The organism is Ferdinandcohnia sp. QZ13 (assembly GCF_031324165.1).
Classification (GTDB): domain Bacteria; phylum Bacillota; class Bacilli; order Bacillales; family Bacillaceae_L; genus Ferdinandcohnia.
In genome coordinates this window covers 265976-283287 of sequence record NZ_JAVIVW010000015.1, presented here as the reverse complement: position 1 = coordinate 283287, position 17312 = coordinate 265976, and the positions used below count along the sequence as shown (strand labels likewise).

General features: G+C 35.9%; 14 protein-coding genes and 1 pseudogene. 14 read left to right on the top strand and 1 reads right to left on the bottom strand.

The features are described from left to right. The first annotated feature begins 78 nt into the window (after window positions 1-78). The 11 genes and pseudogenes from mce to RGU12_RS15070 all read left to right on the top strand — a co-directional run. The gene (gene mce, locus RGU12_RS15120) at window positions 79-498 is read left to right on the top strand and encodes a methylmalonyl-CoA epimerase (RefSeq protein WP_309536822.1); all 420 of its coding nucleotides are present in this window, start codon (window positions 79-81) and stop codon (window positions 496-498) included. Beyond that, complete coding sequence (locus RGU12_RS15115) at window positions 498-2048, top strand: acyl-CoA carboxylase subunit beta (protein ID WP_309536821.1); 1551 nt, start codon at window positions 498-500, stop codon at window positions 2046-2048. Before mce ends, RGU12_RS15115 begins: the two co-directional genes overlap by 1 nt. 74 nt (window positions 2049-2122) lie before the next feature. Beyond that, complete coding sequence (locus tag RGU12_RS15110; RefSeq protein ID WP_309536820.1) at window positions 2123-3241, top strand: tripeptidase T; 1119 nt, start codon at window positions 2123-2125, stop codon at window positions 3239-3241. A gap of 129 nt (window positions 3242-3370) precedes the next feature. Continuing rightward, window positions 3371-3832, top strand: a complete 462-nt coding sequence (locus tag RGU12_RS15105; protein ID WP_309536819.1) for a chemotaxis protein CheW — start codon at window positions 3371-3373, stop codon at window positions 3830-3832. 59 nt (window positions 3833-3891) lie between these two features. Continuing rightward, entirely contained in the window at window positions 3892-5145 is a 1254-nt protein-coding gene (locus RGU12_RS15100; protein ID WP_309536818.1) for a DNA polymerase IV, read from the top strand. A gap of 275 nt (window positions 5146-5420) precedes the next feature. After that, window positions 5421-6179 (top strand): ABC-three component system protein, encoded by a 759-nt coding sequence (locus RGU12_RS15095; protein ID WP_309536817.1) that lies wholly within the window; start codon window positions 5421-5423, stop codon window positions 6177-6179. Then, window positions 6176-6409: an ABC-three component system middle component 7 gene (locus RGU12_RS15090; RefSeq protein WP_309536816.1), complete on the top strand. Its 234-nt coding sequence runs from the start codon at window positions 6176-6178 to the stop codon at window positions 6407-6409. Before RGU12_RS15095 ends, RGU12_RS15090 begins: the two co-directional genes overlap by 4 nt. Next, complete coding sequence (locus RGU12_RS15085) at window positions 6393-6797, top strand: ATP-binding protein (protein ID WP_309536815.1); 405 nt, start codon at window positions 6393-6395, stop codon at window positions 6795-6797. The genes RGU12_RS15090 and RGU12_RS15085 overlap by 17 nt, the downstream gene beginning before the upstream one ends. Before the next feature lie 187 nt (window positions 6798-6984). Further along, the gene (locus RGU12_RS15080) at window positions 6985-8004 is read left to right on the top strand and encodes a DUF2326 domain-containing protein (protein WP_309536814.1); all 1020 of its coding nucleotides are present in this window, start codon (window positions 6985-6987) and stop codon (window positions 8002-8004) included. A gap of 868 nt (window positions 8005-8872) precedes the next feature. Continuing rightward, entirely contained in the window at window positions 8873-9919 is a 1047-nt protein-coding gene (locus RGU12_RS15075; protein ID WP_309536813.1) for a G protein-coupled receptor family protein, read from the top strand. A 258-nt stretch (window positions 9920-10177) separates the two neighbouring features. Then, window positions 10178-10548: pseudogene (locus RGU12_RS15070) on the top strand (family 4 glycosyl hydrolase); the annotation flags it as partial. 75 nt (window positions 10549-10623) lie between these two features. Here the strand turns inward: RGU12_RS15070 and zwf are convergent. Beyond that, on the bottom strand, window positions 10624-12111 hold the full coding sequence (gene zwf, locus RGU12_RS15065; RefSeq protein ID WP_309536812.1) for a glucose-6-phosphate dehydrogenase: 1488 nt from the start codon (window positions 12109-12111) through the stop codon (window positions 10624-10626). A 244-nt stretch (window positions 12112-12355) separates the two neighbouring features. Between zwf and rnz the strand changes: the two genes are divergently transcribed. From rnz to RGU12_RS15050, 3 genes are read left to right on the top strand one after another with little or no spacing between them, the layout of a single operon-like run. Then, the gene (gene rnz, locus RGU12_RS15060; RefSeq protein WP_309536811.1) at window positions 12356-13288 is read left to right on the top strand and encodes a ribonuclease Z; all 933 of its coding nucleotides are present in this window, start codon (window positions 12356-12358) and stop codon (window positions 13286-13288) included. Between the two features lie 26 nt (window positions 13289-13314). Next, complete coding sequence (gene nfsA / locus RGU12_RS15055; RefSeq protein ID WP_309536810.1) at window positions 13315-14064, top strand: oxygen-insensitive NADPH nitroreductase; 750 nt, start codon at window positions 13315-13317, stop codon at window positions 14062-14064. A 29-nt stretch (window positions 14065-14093) separates the two neighbouring features. Beyond that, window positions 14094-17294 carry an SNF2 helicase associated domain-containing protein gene (locus RGU12_RS15050; RefSeq protein WP_309536809.1) on the top strand — a complete coding sequence of 1067 codons (3201 nt, stop codon included), beginning with the start codon at window positions 14094-14096 and terminating at the stop codon, window positions 17292-17294. The last annotated feature ends 18 nt before the right edge of the window (window positions 17295-17312 follow it).

The following is a 17312-nucleotide window of genomic DNA, read 5'->3' as shown; positions in this document are numbered from 1 at the left end:
GAGTTCGTGTTAAAATAGATTTATATATTCATGAAGCGCTTACAATGTTGAGCGAGCGCTCGCTTGAGGAGTGAAAGCATGATTGAAAAGATTGACCATATTGGGATCGCTGTCTCATCGATTGAAAATACTCTTCCATTCTACACAAACGTTCTAAACCTTAAGTTAGAAGGAATCGAAACAGTAGAATCAGAGAAAGTAAGAGTTGCCTTCATCAAAATTGGAGAATCAAAACTCGAGTTATTGGAGCCACTTTCATCAGAAAGCCCGATTGCTAAATTTATTGAAAAACGCGGCGAAGGAATACACCATATCGCTTTAGGGGTTTCATCCATCGAAGAGAGGATCAAAGAAATAAAAGAACACGGCATTCGAATGCTTGCAGATGAGCCTAAGAAGGGCGCAGGTGGTGCAAAGATTGCCTTCATGCATCCAAAATCTACGGGGAGTATTTTATATGAGCTTTGTGAGAAACCAAGTAAGGGGGAAAATAATTAATGGTAGATATTTATGAGAAAATAAACGAACTATATGATCGTCGTCGTGAGGTAGAGCTAGGCGGTGGTGATGAGAAGATTGATAAACAGCATGAAAAAGGAAAATTAACAGCTAGAGAGCGTATTGACCTATTACTTGATAAAGGAACCTTTGTCGAGTTAAATCCATTTATTGAACATCGTAGTACGGACTTTGGCTTAGCCGATAAAAAGGGACCTGGCGATGGCGTTGTTACTGGATATGGAAAAATCAACGGTAGACCGGTTTATTTATTTTCACAAGATTTTACTGTTTTTGGTGGAGCGCTTGGTGAAATGCATGCGAAAAAAATCGCGAATGTCATGGACTTAGCAGTAAAAAATGGTGCGCCCTTTATTGGCTTAAATGATTCAGGTGGGGCAAGAATTCAAGAGGGGGTTGTCTCCCTCGATGGATACGGTCATATTTTTTACCGAAATGCGATTTATTCAGGGGTCATTCCGCAAATCTCTGTGATTATGGGACCTTGTGCTGGTGGTGCTGTGTATTCTCCAGCGATTACCGACTTTGTTTTTATGGTGGAAAAGACATCTCAAATGTTTATTACAGGACCGAAAGTCATTGAAACCGTTACTGGTGAAAAAATAAGCTCAGAGGATTTAGGTGGGGCAAGCGTACATAATTCAATTAGTGGAAACGCGCATTTTTCAGGAGAAACTGAAGAGGAAGTTCTACAACAGGTAAGAGCTTTAGTGAGCTATCTACCTCAAAATAATGAGGAAAAACCGCCAATTCTCCCCGAAAAAGAAGAGATTGATTATCGACCTGATTTAACTGATATTATTCCTTTTGATGCAGTCCGACCATATGATGTTCGCAAAGTCATTGAACAAGTGGTGGATGAGAAATCATTCATGGAAGTTCATAAAGATTTTGCGAAAAATATCGTGGTTGGTTTTGCAAGAATAAAAGGGGAAGTTGTCGGCTTAGTATGTAACCAGCCGAAATTTATGGCCGGTGGGCTTGATATCGATTCATCTGATAAAGCCTCAAGGTTCATTCGTTTTTGTGACTCCTTTAATATCCCACTAATTACGTTCGAGGATGTGACAGGCTTTTTTCCAGGGGTAAAACAGGAACATGGAGGAATTATCCGACATGGAGCCAAAATTTTATATGCGTACTCTGAAGCAACAGTACCAAAGCTAACTGTCATTCTAAGAAAAGCATATGGTGGAGCATATGTCGCCTTAAATAGTAAATCAATTGGGGCTGATTTAGTTTTTGCATGGCCAAATGCAGAAATTGCGGTAATGGGTCCACAAGGTGCAGCCAATATTATTTTTGCTCGAGAGATTAATGAAAGTGATGATCCGGAAAAAACACGAGCTCAAAAAATTGAAGAATATCGTGAAAAATTTGCCAACCCATATGTTGCAGCCAGCCAAGGCATGGTTGATGATGTCATTGATCCGCGCGAAACGCGAATTAAAATTGTTCAAGCATTAGAAATGCTGCGGAATAAAAAGGAATCTCGTCCTAATAAAAAACATGGAAATATTCCATTATAATAATTAGAATTTATTTTTTTACTATAGTATGATAGGCTAATTTCATTAACCTATTCATCTTGGAGGTACATACTATGATTAATCAGGATAGACTTGTCAATGAATTTTTAGAGTTAGTACAAGTAGACTCAGAAACTAAATTCGAAACAGAAATTGCCAAGGTTTTAAAAGAAAAATTCACAGCATTGGGTGTACATGTTGTTGAGGATGACACAACTGGTCAAACCGGACATGGTGCAGGAAATTTAATTTGTACCCTTGAAGGAACTAAAAATGATGTGGATACCATTTATTTTACATCACATATGGATACTGTTGTCCCTGGTAAGGGCATTAAGCCTTCTATCAAGGATGGTTATATAGTCTCAGACGGAACAACTATTTTAGGTGCAGATGATAAAGCAGGCTTAGCTGCAATGTTTGAAGCGATTCGAGTTCTGAAGGAAAATCAAATTCCACATGGTAAAATAGAATTTATTATTACAGCTGGAGAAGAATCAGGGCTTATGGGTGCTAAAGCGTTGGACCGCTCCATGATCACAGCAAAATATGGCTATGCGCTTGATAGTGATGGCAAGGTTGGAAATATTATTGTAGCTGCACCAACACAAGCGAAGGTGAAAGCAACAATTATTGGCAAAACAGCACATGCCGGTGTTGCCCCTGAAAAAGGTGTTTCAGCGATTACAATGGCTGCAAAAGCAATTTCAAGAATGCCTTTAGGTCGAATTGATGAAGAAACAACTGCAAATATCGGCCGTTTTGAAGGTGGAACACAAACCAATATCGTTTGCGATCATGTTGAAATTTTGGCTGAAGCTCGTTCATTAATTACAGAAAAAATGGAAATCCAAGTTCAAAAAATGAAAGAAGCCTTCGAATCTGTAGCTGCTGAAATGGGTGGCAGAGCAGAGGTTGAGACTACAGTCATGTATCCGGGCTTTAAATTTGCAGATGGAGATCATGTTGTTGAGGTTGCAAAACGAGCAGTTGCACGAATTGGACGTCAAAGTGAACTACAGCAAAGCGGTGGAGGCAGTGATGCGAACGTCATCGCAGGACATGGCATTCCAACGGTAAATCTAGCAGTTGGTTATGAAGAAATTCACACGACAAATGAAAAAATGCCAATCGAAGAACTAGTTAAAACTGCTGAATTAATTGTTGCAATTGTAGAAGAGGTTGCAAAATAAATTGATTCTATATTGCGAAATTCCGATTTGTAGAGGAGTTTCGCTTTTTTTATTTCTTTTCCAGAACGGGTAAAGTATGATAGAAAGAGAATATAGATTGTTGTTACTACGGTAGAGGTGAAAGTAATGATGGATGACCAAAAAGTTGTTGTTTTTTCAGCAGGTGATGAGGAATATGGTGTCCCTGTTTTAAACGTGATTTCCATAGAAAGAGCACAGGCGCTTAATGCTATACCACAAATGCCAAACTATATGCTAGGCGTGCTAACCATACGAGATGAACTTGTTCCAATTGTGGATACGGGAATTATTTTATTTAATAAATCAATAAATCATACGGATAAAACAAAAATCATCGTTGCCAAAACGGATACACTATCTGTTGGTTTACTTGTTGATGATGCCAAAGAAATAATTGATATCCCACAAAATCAAGTGAAACCATTGAATGTAACTTACCAACTTTCCTCTTATATTACTGGAGTTGCGACATTAGAGGGTAGATTGGTAACATTACTAGACCCTCACAAACTATTTTATGGTTTAGAAGGATTCAATCGAATAGAGGATCATATTCACAGCCACCATTAGAATAGGTGGCTTTTTCTATGATAAACTAGAGATAGTGGATGATTAGGGAAGTGCATAACATGAAAGAAATGTATCCGAAAAACGGAAAGGTAATCCTACATGTGGATATGAACAGCTTCTATGCATCGGTTGAAATGGCATACGACCCTTCCTTACAGGGTAAACCTTTAGCTATAGCTGGGAATGTAGAGGAGCGTAAAGGCATTATTATCACCTGTAGTTACGAGGCACGTGCCTTTGGTGTGAAAACGACGATGCCCTTATGGGAAGCGAAACGAAAATGTCCAAATCTCATTGTCCGAAAACCAAATTTTGAACGTTACCGGAGAGCGTCACTAGCGATGTTTGATATTCTACGTTCATATACAGACTTAGTTGAACCTGTTTCAATCGATGAGGGTTATCTTGATATTACGGACTGCTTTGAAAAAGGGTCTCCTCTTGAAATTGCGACATCTATTCAAAATACGGTACAAAAGACACTGCTTCTTCCTTGTAGTATTGGAATTGCGCCGAATAAATTTCTAGCAAAGATGGCATCCGATATGAAAAAGCCGTTGGGAATTACAGTTTTACGCAAACGAGATGTTCCTAAGGTCCTTTGGCCAATGCCCGTCGGTGATATGCATGGAGTGGGATCAAGGACCGCGGAGAAGTTATCGACGATTCATATTCATACAATTGGTGATCTTGCGAAAGGGAATGATATTCAATTAAAGCAATTGTTAGGTATTAATGGGGAGAGATTAAAACAAAGGGCAAATGGAATGGATAATCGCCCAGTTGACCCCGATGCCATTTCGGAGTTTAAAAGTATCGGAAATTCAACAACATTACCATATGACTCAACAGATGAAGAGGAGCTTCTCGGTGTCATTAAAAGACTTTCAAATTCGGTAGGGGGACGGATTAGGCGAAAGGACATGTTAACAAATAATGTCCAGTTGATGATTCGCTATTCAGATCGAAAGACAGTAACAAGAAGCAGGAAACTTGAGAATCCAATTGATCAAGATATTGAAATTTTTCAGGCTGCCAAGCGCCTTTGGAAAAAACATTGGAACGGGGAACCGATTCGATTGCTAGGTGTCACTGCACAGGAATTAGTTGAGAAACATGAGGCATTTAAACAGCTTGATTTGTTTTCCTATGAAAAAGAAGCAAAAAAAGAACCTTTATTAAAAGTAATTGATAAATTGAAAGGCAAGTATGGAAATGATATTCTGTCAAAAGGAATCAAGCTTCCAAAAGATAAAAATCCTCGAAATAATGAACATGGAACCAGCTTCGAAAAGGATTTTTTAAGTGATTAGGTGATGCAACCTATTTCCTACATTTTATATAAAGGGTAGATATTATGGAAATGAGAAGTATCGTTTAATCTTTTTTTTTATAACAAAATACATACTGCATACTTCAAGGGTTTAACAAGTTTTAAAGGAGATAATAAAACTAAATAATATAGAATATAAAGAGCAGGTATAGCAACCTAGCTCTTTTCTTCCGTTTTGTTTTAAAAAGAGGATTTGGTAGATTTTTGTAGAATTATAGATAAATTGTACTGTGGCATAAAGGTGGTGTAATTTAAATGCCTGATAGAAGAAACCTAACTCCTCATGAGAATGCAATTTTACTTGCAGAGGTTGAAAATATGTGTCCATTCTGCACAAAACCACTTATGTATGAGAAAAAAGGTAGGAATTATAAGTTGTGGGAAGGTGCTCATATTTATCCTCTTAATCCTATAAAGGATGAGATTGAATTATTAAAGGATGAAGAGCGATTGCATGATGATGTAAATAACATAAGAAATTTTATAGCTTTATGTGGTGATTGTCACAAAAAGTTTGATAATCCAAGAACAATTGAGGAATATAGATTGTTATTAAACATCAAGAAAAACATATTGTCAAAGAGTGAAACAAGAGCAAAGTATGTTGATTATCAAATTGAATCAGAAATAAAAGAAGTTATAAAAATGCTTGTAGAGGAGTTTAATGAATCTGAACTTAAACCATTAGAGATGAAAGCCTTAAAGTTGGATGAGAAAGCAAATGAAACACTAACAAGAATTACAAAGATGAGGATAAGAAATGAAATAACTGAATACTATTACTATATAAAAGAGCAATTTGCTCAATTAGATAGTTCATATCCTAGGTCATTTAATGCAATTGCCTCACAAGTAAGTGCATTTTATAACAGTCTAAGTAGAATTGAGTCATCACAAGAAGTGATTTATGGGCAACTTACTGAGTGGCTCTCTAAAAAAACTGGTAACAGCAACCTAGGTGCATGTGGCATTATTATTTCTTTTTTTGTTCAAAACTGTGAGGTGTTTTCATGATAGTGCCTAACAAGGTAATTAGTTTAAGTGAGTCAATTATAGGGAAAATGCCAATTATCCTTAAATGTTTATCAAAGGAAGAAATGACAGTAAAAGAATTATTCTTTACTACACAAAATGATTTTGATGAAATAGATGAATTTATTTATGCACTTGATGTTTTATTTCTACTTGAAGCAATTAAAGTAGATATTGATAAAGGAGTAGTTACATATGTTAACAAGGATTAAGAGTGCAATATTTTCTGAGGAGACTATAGAGTTTCATGTGGGGTTAAATGTAGTATTAGGTGATAATAATGGCTCTAACTCTATTGGTAAATCTACATTACTTATGATTTTGGATTTTATCTTTGGAGGTAATACATATACCTCATATAATAGTGATGTTATAACAAACTTAGGGCATCATAATTTTGGATCAACTTTTATATTCAACAACAATGAATTCCATTATGTAAGAGGTACAGAAAAACCGGATGTAGTTTATAGGAGTAACAAAAACTATGAAAATCTAGAACAAATCACAATTAATGATTTTACAAAGGAACTAAAGTTACTCTATGGAATAGAATCAGACCAATTAACTTTTAGGGCAGCTGTAAGTAACTTTCTCTAGAGTTTGGGGAAAGGAAAACTATAATGTTAAGAAACCTCTACATAGTTTTCCACAAGAGAATTTTAGTCAAACTGTAACAAGCTTAATTCAACTTTTTGATAAATATGGTGCAATTGAAATTCATGATAAAGAGCTAAAAAAATTAGAAGAGCAAAAAAAAGTACTAAATAGTGCCGGGAAACATAAATTGATTCCAAAAATTACTAAGAAGGAATTTAGCAAAAATGAAAAAGAAATTGAATCTCTACTTAAAGAAATAGAAAGATTAGGAAAAAATGTATATAGCCCATCAGGTGATATTAAAGAAATTGTATCTGAAGAAATGATTAACCTTAGAAAAGAGAAGAAAAAACTTATAGATGAGAGAGAATATTATATCTCTAGGTTAAATAGGACAACTAGAACTATAAAAAGAACAACAACTGCTGAGTTTGAATCTCTCCTAGAATTTTTCCCAGATGTAAATCTAGAAAAATTGCAGAATATAGAATCATTCCACCAGGGCATCACTTCCATTCTTACTGAAGAGCTGGAGAATGCAAAAAAAGAGTTAGCAAACAAAATAGATGAGATAGAGAAAAAAATCAATATAATTATCACAAAGCAAGAGCAGTTATTAAACCCTGATGAAGAACTTAATTTATTTATTGATAGCTTAATTGAATTGTCATCAAGGTTAAAGAACCTCCAATTAGAAAATCAGTATTACAAAAAGTTGTCAGGAATAAAAGGGGATATTAAAACCAAGAAAGATGAACTTGAAGTGTTGAAAGAAAAAATAGTTCAAGAAATTAACAAAGCCATTAATACAAAATTAAGAGAGATTAATGACTTTATTCATGAGGACAAAAGGACTGCACCTGAATTAAATTTAACTTACAGTAAATATGATTATGAGTTTTTTGATAATACAGGTACTGGGAAAGCCTATACCAACTTATTAATATTTGACTTGGCAATTTTATCCCTAACTAAACTACCTTTTATCATGCATGACTCTTTCTTATTCAAGAATATTGAAAAAGAAGCTGTCGAACAAATTATAAAATTTTACAACTCTATGTCTAAACAAGTGTTTATTGCAATTGACATTATTGATATGTATAACAAGACAACCCAAAAGACTTTAAAGGATAAGAAAGTGCTCCAATTATCTAAAGACAAGTTATTAACTACTTTAGATTGGAGAGATAGCAGTAAGAAATAGATTGAGTAAGAGGAGCTATAAAACCACTTAGCTCCTTTTTGCTTTTTGGGGATAATGTTTATTTTTTGAGCTTGTAGCTTTCTCTTAGTTAAACAAAAATATAGGGGTACTGGGGAATGAGGTAAAGATAATGAATAAAGATTCTTTTGCTAAATGGTAAAATTTATACAAATATAAAACCTTACTCCATTGGTAGATATTCTAAAGCTATTGGTAAAATACCAACAAAATTAGATACAAGCATTTATTGATTCAATTCTTAAAGTTCCTGAGTTTAAACAGAAGAATGAAAAAGTACACAGAATGTATAGTGTAGCTCTTAATTATTTTAAAATATATTGAGTATTACTATGAATCTGAGTTACAAACTGACCTATTTAAAGAGGAGCAGGAGTTCGAAAAACACCTTACTGATAATCCTAAGTCAAAAGACCAACATAATCACCGGTCAGTAAATAATAGGAAAGTATGGATCAGAAATCCTAAGTATGCAAGTGAGGCTTTGGCTTATGCAGATTATTTATTGGAGTTTGACAATAAACATCAGCATTTTATTTCTAAATTTAATGGAGAGAATTATGTAGAGGCTCATTACTTAATACCAATGCAATATCAGGAGCAGTATGATAATATTCTAGACATCCATGCTAATATAGTTTCACTCTGCTTAGTCTGTCATAAGCAAATCCATTATGGATAGTTTTAGGATAAGAAAGAAATATTAGATAAGCTATTAAAAACAGCAGAATAATAAGACTAAAAGCTGAAGGAATTGATATCAATATCAATTCCTACAGCTTTATCAGGATTAATTTAATCTAATGTTGTGGAGCAAATAGAAAAGATATAAGAAAAAAGGTGAGAGTATTTGGAAAAGAGAGGAAAGGTCAAAAGTAAAAAAGAAAGCAGTAGTAAGAATCATAATGAAAATGTATCAAGTAAAAAGGGGAAATTTGTAACAAATGGAAGTGAATCATATAAAAAAGGTGATGAAACCTTAGAATATAGTCAGCAGGAAAAACATGAGTATCTTAAAGATACAGCATTCATTCTTGCAATTATTACTAGTGTATCTTACTTAATATCTTTAGCATACCAAAAGGGTAAAAATACTTTTTATGGTATTGAGGGCTTAACAAATATTGATTTAAATATTAATAGTCTAACAGGTTCATTATTTGATATTACATCTTTATTATTAATAATTGTCTTAGTATTTGCTGTAGGAAAAATTATATATTTTTTAGCGAGAGTGGGATACAAGAAGTTTTATAAAGATTATGATAATGAGGTAATTGAGAGTTTTCTTGTAATGGTATCAAATTTAGTCTTGATATCATTTATAGTTTGCTGGCTTCCATTTATTATTCTAGGTACAGGAGATAACCTTACAAATATAATGGGAAATTACAGAATGTTTTTTTCTATCCTGTTATGCATTTTACTGATTTCTACTTTACTATGCTTCATTTTCAAAAATCATATTGAAAAAATATTAAAGCCTATTGTGGCTATTGGAAAAGAAAATCTATTAACAGGTCTTTGGAGCAGAAGTAGGTTGAACACAAGAGTTATTTTAGGATTGGCTATGTTATATTTATTAGCAATTATCTTTTTTAATTATGGATACACCCAAGCAGAAAATGAAGAAGAATATGTTATTTTTAATTATAACAATAAAGATTATCTTTTACTTGAAAAGGAGAAAAGCCAGCTTATTGTTGCTCCAATTGAGAAAGAAAAAGACAATATTATTATGAGAAAGGATAATATAAATACTGTAGAGTTAAAATCAGATGGTGTACAATTCTTTAACTTTAAAACCATACAGATCAAAAATGGACTTACTGTTGAACCAAATGAAAGAAAGAAAAAATTAGATAAAGTGAATGAAATTCTTAATAAAATTAGATAATTAACATCCTGACCTTAGGTTAAATCCAGAGGTCCTTTTTATTGTATATATTGTTGAGCCACTACCTTGCATCGTTTCCTCCCCCTGTCCCCCCTTCTTAGTCTGACTTGACAATTAAACAAATATATCATTATGGATTACTGCTATTTGCTAAATTATATAAGTGATGATTACACAAAATGATAGGTTTAAATGTTATCTATGACTAGGAGAAAGAGGAAAGCAAAATCTTAATGCTGTGAATTTGAGAGGGGAGCACACGCAACCTTTGTGGTTGACTTAGCTACTGCAATGGCCTTTAACACGCACGAAAGAATGCTGTTGATTGTAGAAAACAATGGAGCTATTGCGAACTTTGATGATGATGCAATGGTGGAAGTTCCATGTATTGTTGGAAGTGATGGTCCGGAGCCATTAAGTCAAGGTAAGATCCCTGAATTCCAAAGAGCGTTAATGTACCAACAGGTGACTGTCGAAAAATTAGTCGTGCAAGCCTATATTGAGTGCAGTTATCAAAAATTATGGCAGGCTTTAACACTTTCAAAAACAGTTCCTAGTGCAAAAGTAGCAAACGAAATTTAGACGATTTAATTGAAGCTAATAAAGAGTACTGGCCTGAGCTAAATTAATAAATGGTAAAGAGAAAGGCGAAAAAAGCATTTGATGCTTCTTTCGCCTTTTTATATTGTATAAGTCTTTGTTATTTAATCCTCAACTGGCCACCAGTGGAATCCGTCCTCGGCCAATAATTCATCGGCTGCTTTTGGACCGCTAGAACCAGAAGGGTAATTAGGAAACTCCGTTGCAATTTGATTTTCCCATACCTTTGAAATGGAGTCTACGTAACGCCAAGAAAGGGCAACTTCATCCCAGTGAGCAAAGTTTGTTGTATCACCCATCATACAGTCAAAAATAAGCTTTTCGTAAGCCTCTGGTGTATTGATGCCGTCGATGCAGTTATTACAATAATCAAGCTTAACTGGCAATGTCATTGTATTTTGTCCCGGTCTTTTCGCATTTAAATAGAGCGTGATGCCTTCATCTGGTTGAATGTTAATGACAAGAAGGTTAGGGTTTTGACGATCATTTTCCTCTTTATAATATAAATCCATCGGTATGTCCTTAAACTGAACCACAATTTTTGTGGACTTTTCCTTCATTCTCTTCCCTGTACGGATATAGAATGGTACGCCTGCCCATCTGAAATTATCAATTAACAGCTTGCCGGCTACAAATGTGGCAGTATTCGAGTTTGGATCTACTTTTTCCTCCTGGCGATAACCAGGTACATTTTTTCCATTGATAGTGCCCGCATCATATTGCCCTCTAACAAAGTACTTTTTAACATCTTCCTCTTCCAATGGTCGAAGGGCGCGTAATACCTTTATTTTTTCACTACGAATTTCGTCTGTATTTAATTTTATCGGTGGTTCCATGGCTAACAGAGCTACCATTTGAAGCATATGGTTTTGAACCATATCACGAAGTGCCCCTGATTTTTCATAATAGCCGCCACGGTCTTCTACACCAAGGACCTCACTTGAAGTAACCTGGATATTGGATATGTAACGATTGTTCCAAAGTGGTTCGAAAATGGCATTTGCAAAACGGATGACTTCAATGTTTTGAACCATTTCCTTACCTAAATAATGGTCAATTCGGTAGATTTCGTCCTCTGAAAAGGCATGACGCAGCTGTTCATTTAGTTGTTTTGCAGAAGGTAAATTATGTCCAAATGGTTTTTCGATGACAAGTCTTGTATAACCTTCTGTTGAGGTTAACCCTTCTGTTTTCAAATTGACCGCAATTGTACCGAAAAACTCTGGAGCCATTGCGAGGTAGAAGATTCTATTTCCACCTGTGTTGTAAGTTGAATCTAATTCCTCTGCAATTACTTTTAATTCCCTATAAGAAGCAGTATCATTCACATTAAATGGATGGTAGTAAAAATGCTTTGAGAATTTTTCTATATCATTTCGTTGCTCCTCAAACTGTCCGGCAACTGAATTTCTTACGTTTTCTTGGAACTCTTCATTTTTTAATGGACGTCTTGCTACACCGATAACTGCAAAATCCTCAGAAAGTTTTCCTTTTGTATAAAGGTTATATATAGAAGGATAGAGCTTTCGGTTTGCCAAATCACCCGTTGCTCCAAATATAATCACGATTGATTTTGGTGCTGTATTTGTCATAATAATCCCCCAATTTTTTCACGCATTAGTTATCTATTTAATTTATACTTTTTTGTTTAGTAAATCAACTAATTCAAATTATTTTTTTGTTTTCACTTTAAGTATGCCTTAACAAGGAATGGATATGCGATAGAACGACTTAAAGGGCATATATGGAGAAGAAAAGGCAGAATATGATATAGTAAGTAATGGGACAACAGTGGAAAACGTAATAAATTTATCGATTAATTGGAGGATTTCTCAAGTGGAAGTCGTATTTTTAGGAACGGGTGCAGGGGTGCCTGCAAAAGAGCGGAATGTCACTTCAATTGCTTTACAATTGCTTGATGAGCGGAGGGCCACCTGGTTGTTTGATTGTGGGGAGGCAACGCAGCATCAAATTTTATATACATCCATAAAGCCAGGGAAAGTAGAAAAGGTTTTTATTACCCATTTACATGGTGACCATATCTTTGGATTGCCTGGATTTTTAGGAAGTCGCTCCTTTCAGGGAGGAGAGTCTTTATTAACCGTCTATGGTCCACAAGGGATAAAAGCATTTATTGACACTTCATTAACAGTAAGTACGACTCATATTCGATATCCGCTAAAAGTGGTTGAAATCGAAGAAGGAGTGGTTTTTGAAGATGATCAATTTTGTGTGATTGCAAAAGAGCTAGATCATGGGATTCAATCCTATGGATATCGTATCGTTGAAAAAGACCTACCTGGAACATTGTTAGTTGACAAGCTATCCAAAGAAGGGATTAAACCTGGTCCCATCTATCAAAAAATTAAAGAAGGTCAAACGGTCGTTCTCGAGGATGGGCGTATGATAAATGGGGATGAATATATTGGTCCGCCTAAAAAGGGACGTATTGTAACCATTTTAGGCGATACTCGTTATGTTCAAGAAAGTATTGAACTAGCAAAAAATGCGGATCTCCTTATTCATGAAGCAACTTTTAGCTCGAATGAAGCGGAGTTAGCTCATGATTATTTTCACTCGACGACTACTCAGGCAGCAGAGGTTGCTAGACAGGCTGGAGTTAAAAACTTGATATTGACACATATTAGTTCACGATATCAAGGAGAGGACAGTCAGAAACTCCTTGAGGAAGCGCAGCAGGTGTTTCAACATACATATATATCTAAGGATTTTTTTAGGTTTGATATTAAGTCAAGCCACACCGATTAAGCCGACTACGAGGAGGATACATAATCATGAATTCAGTTATCGAAACCATTATGAATCACCGTTCGATTCGTAAATTTGAAGAAAAATTATTAACAGACGAACAAATCCGCACGATTGTTGAATGTGCCCAAGCAGCCTCAACCTCTAGCTTTATTCAGGCTTATTCCATTATCGGAGTTAAGGATCCAAATAAAAAGCAAAGGCTTGCTGAAATTGTTGGTAATCAAGCCTATGTTGCGGAAAATGGACATTTCTTCGTGTTTTGTGGAGATCTTTATCGCCACCAAGTTATCAGCGAAATAGAGGAAAAGGACTTATCGACCTCTTTGGAGAGTACAGAAAAGTTCATGGTTGCGACAATTGATGCTGCTTTAGCTGCACAGAATGCTGTACTCGCAGCAGAATCAATGGGGTTAGGTGCTTGCTATATTGGCGGCTTACGTAATAATTTAAACGAGGTTTGTGATATTTTAAATATCCCTAGATTTGTGATTCCGCTTTTTGGAATTGCTGTTGGCTTTCCGGCACAAATGCCTGTTAAAAAGCCACGACTTCCATTCGAGCATATTTATCATGAAGAGGAGTACCAGCAAGACAAAGCTATATATAAACAAGAGTTAGCAACCTACAATCAAACAATTTCAGATTATTATACACAACGTACAAAAGGGAAGCGCTCAGATACATGGACCGGTCAGATGGCAAATATGCTTGAAAATCCGAAACGAATGTATATGAAGGACTTTGTAAAAAAACAAGGATTTAATCAACAGTAATCCCTAGAAAAATTGAAAGGAGCGGAACCGTGGATATCAAAATCAATCATAAAATGATCAAAGAAATGTGTGGGACCGTCTCCTTCAAAAGAGGGGACGCTTTTTATCGAACGAATAAAGTAACATTTACGGAATACGGATTTGATCAATGCAAAGCCACCGTAAAAGGTACAGAAGACTTCCATGTTAGCATTGAAAAAGACACAAATGGAAAGCTAAAAGCCACATGCACTTGTCCATCACTTGCGAATTTCGATAAGGATTGTCAGCATATTGCAGCAGTTTTAATTGCGATTCATGAACAGCAAAGTCAGGAACCATTCGAATTTTCAGTGATCACGACATCAAAAACTGAAAACCTAACAAGCGATTTCATGACGCTTTTTTTAGATCGACCAACGCGTTCGAGTGGTCACCAGCTTCATTTTGAAAAAAGAGAAGTCCTAGATGCTCGCTTCATATTTCATCCTGTGAAAGTTGCGAATGAAATTTTATTTGGCGTGGAGATTGAAATCGAACAGATAAAAATACATGACATTCGTAACTTTCTAAAGGATCTAAAACAGGGGAAGCAAAGTGAAATATCATCTAATTTTATATATGACTCTAATCTTCATTGCTTTTTACATGAAGCGGATATCCTGCTTCACCAATTAGTGAAAGTAACCGAGGATGAAAAAATTTTTCTAGACATGATCTCTGGACATTCAAATTATAAAGGGAGTCCTAGAACATTGTTAATTCCTCCATCATCGTGGAAAGGGCTCATTCCTTTATTTTCAAAATGTCCTTTCATTTTTCTGGAATACAATGATCATTCCTATGAAGGGCTTCAATTTGTTCAGGAGCCACCTCCACTTCATTTTTCATTTGAGGAAGGGGAAGAGAATGACTATCTGTTAAGAATTCAGGGGTTCAATCGAATGAGTATTTTAAAACCCTACCACACCGTCCTTAGTGATGGACTTCTTTATCAAATCGAAGAAGAGGATTGTGACCGATTATTGGAGCTTAAACAAATGCTCGCGAGTCCTGGTTCAAACCATATTCCCATTCAAAAGGAGCAAGCGCCATTTTTTCTTAAGAAAATTGTCCCAAGCCTGAAAAAAATTGGTGTTGTTCATATGTCTCAAGCCATATCCAAAGAGATGATGAAAACACCACTTGTTGCTAAGCTGTATTTGGACCGGCTGAGACATAAGTTGCTTGCAGGTCTTGAATTTCACTATGAAAATATCATCATCCAACCATTAGAGAATCGTGATTTGCCAACTGGTCCCATGATCATCAGAGATGTGGAAAAAGAGGATCAAATTCTACAAATTATGGATGAGAGTGGTCTTTCAAAAACTGAAGGCGGATATTATATGCATAATGAGGAACTTGAATATGAGTTTTTATATCATATCATTCCAAGACTCCAGCCACTTTGCCAAATTTATGCGACAACAGCTATACGGAATCGCATCATTCCTAAAAATGAACATCCGAAAATAAGGGTGAAGATAAAAAAAGAACGCACAAATTGGCTTGAATTCAAATTTGAGATGAAGGGCATTGCTGACCAGGAAATTCGTGAAATTCTAGCTGCCCTTGAGGAAAAACGAAAGTATTATCGTTTGAAAAATGGTTCACTACTCTCACTTGAAACGAGAGAAATGGAAGAGATACAGCGCTTTTTACATGCTATTCCGGTCCAGGACGATGATTTTGAATCAACCTTAAATATGCCGATGATTGATGTTTTACCCCTATTAGGCTCAATTGATGACAGTGATATTTTTACGGCAGAGAAATCATTCCGCCAATTTCTTGACTCTATCCGACATCCAAATGATTTATCTATCGAGGTTCCGAAGCATTTAGAGTCCATTTTACGAGATTATCAGAAGGTGGGCTACAAATGGATGAAGACGTTGGCTAGTTATGGATTTGGCGGTGTTCTAGCCGATGATATGGGACTAGGGAAAACCGTGCAGAGCATTGCTTTTATGGTTTCGGAAGTTGCTACTATCCGAGAAAAGAAGCAGCCCGTACTCATTGTTTGCCCTTCCTCTTTAACCTATAATTGGCTACATGAGTTATTGAAATTTGCTCCTGAACTTCAAGCGGTTGTGATTGATGGGAATAAGGCAGAACGAAAAGAGTTGCAAAAAGAGAAAGAAGGTATGGATGTTCTTATCACGTCCTATCCGTTATTACGACGTGATATTAAATGGTATGAATCTCAAAGTTTTCATACCGTATTTTTCGATGAGGCTCAAGCTTTTAAAAACCCAGTGACCCAAACAGCGAGGGCAGTCAAACGGATAAAAGCAGATCATCGTTTTGGATTAACCGGGACCCCGATTGAAAATTCAATCGAGGAACTCTGGTCCATTTACCATGTTGTCTTTCCACAACTGTTTAAGGGCTTAAAGGAATATAGTCATTTGACTAGAAAGGACATCTCAAGAAGGGTTCGACCCTTTTTGCTGCGCCGTGTAAAAGAAGATGTTCTTGCAGAGTTACCTGAAAAGATTGAAATCATGGAAACATCAGAGCTACTACCTGAACAAAAAAAGCTTTATGCTGCCTATTTAGCAAAGCTACGACACGATACATTAAAGCATCTTGATAAGAATACGATTCGAAAAAATCGAATTCGAATTCTTGCAGGGTTAACCCGCTTGAGGCAAATCTGCTGCCACCCGGCTTTGTTCGTGGATGGCTACAAGGGAAGTTCTGCAAAGTTTGAGCAACTTCTTCAAATCCTTGAGGAATCCAAATTGTCTGGAAGGAGAGTTTTAATTTTCTCTCAGTTTACGAAAATGCTTGAGTTGATTGGAAGGGAACTTACGAATCGGGGCTTTACCTTCTTTTACTTAGACGGACAAACACCTACGGATGAACGTGTGGAATTATGCCAACGTTATAATGCGGGGGAGCGGGAATTATTTTTAATCTCGTTAAAAGCAGGCGGAACAGGTCTGAACCTGACGGGTGCTGATACGGTTATTTTATATGACCTTTGGTGGAATCCAGCTGTAGAAGAACAAGCTGCAGACCGCGCCCATCGGATTGGTCAGAAAAAGGTTGTCCAAGTAATTAAACTATTTGCTCGCGGCACCATTGAAGAGAAAATGAATGAGTTACAAGAAAAGAAGCGAGATCTAATTTCAGACCTTATTGAATCTGAGGAAAAAACAACACTAACGGAAGAGGATATTCGAGAGCTTCTAATGATTTAAACAAGGCACTTTCCATGT

Excerpts from the sequence above, each read along its gene's own strand:
- mce (WP_309536822.1), top strand. The coding sequence starts at position 79 with ATGATTGAAAAGATTGACCATATTGGGATCGCTGTCTCATCGATTGAA.
- RGU12_RS15115 (WP_309536821.1), top strand. The coding sequence starts at position 498 with ATGGTAGATATTTATGAGAAAATAAACGAACTATATGATCGTCGTCGT.
- RGU12_RS15110 (WP_309536820.1), top strand. The coding sequence starts at position 2,123 with ATGATTAATCAGGATAGACTTGTCAATGAATTTTTAGAGTTAGTACAA.
- RGU12_RS15105 (WP_309536819.1), top strand. The coding sequence starts at position 3,371 with ATGGATGACCAAAAAGTTGTTGTTTTTTCAGCAGGTGATGAGGAATAT.
- RGU12_RS15100 (WP_309536818.1), top strand. The coding sequence starts at position 3,892 with ATGAAAGAAATGTATCCGAAAAACGGAAAGGTAATCCTACATGTGGAT.
- RGU12_RS15095 (WP_309536817.1), top strand. The coding sequence starts at position 5,421 with ATGCCTGATAGAAGAAACCTAACTCCTCATGAGAATGCAATTTTACTT.
- RGU12_RS15090 (WP_309536816.1), top strand. The coding sequence starts at position 6,176 with ATGATAGTGCCTAACAAGGTAATTAGTTTAAGTGAGTCAATTATAGGG.
- RGU12_RS15085 (WP_309536815.1), top strand. The coding sequence starts at position 6,393 with ATGTTAACAAGGATTAAGAGTGCAATATTTTCTGAGGAGACTATAGAG.
- zwf (WP_309536812.1), bottom strand. The coding sequence starts at position 12,111 with ATGACAAATACAGCACCAAAATCAATCGTGATTATATTTGGAGCAACG.
- nfsA (WP_309536810.1), top strand. The coding sequence starts at position 13,315 with ATGAATTCAGTTATCGAAACCATTATGAATCACCGTTCGATTCGTAAA.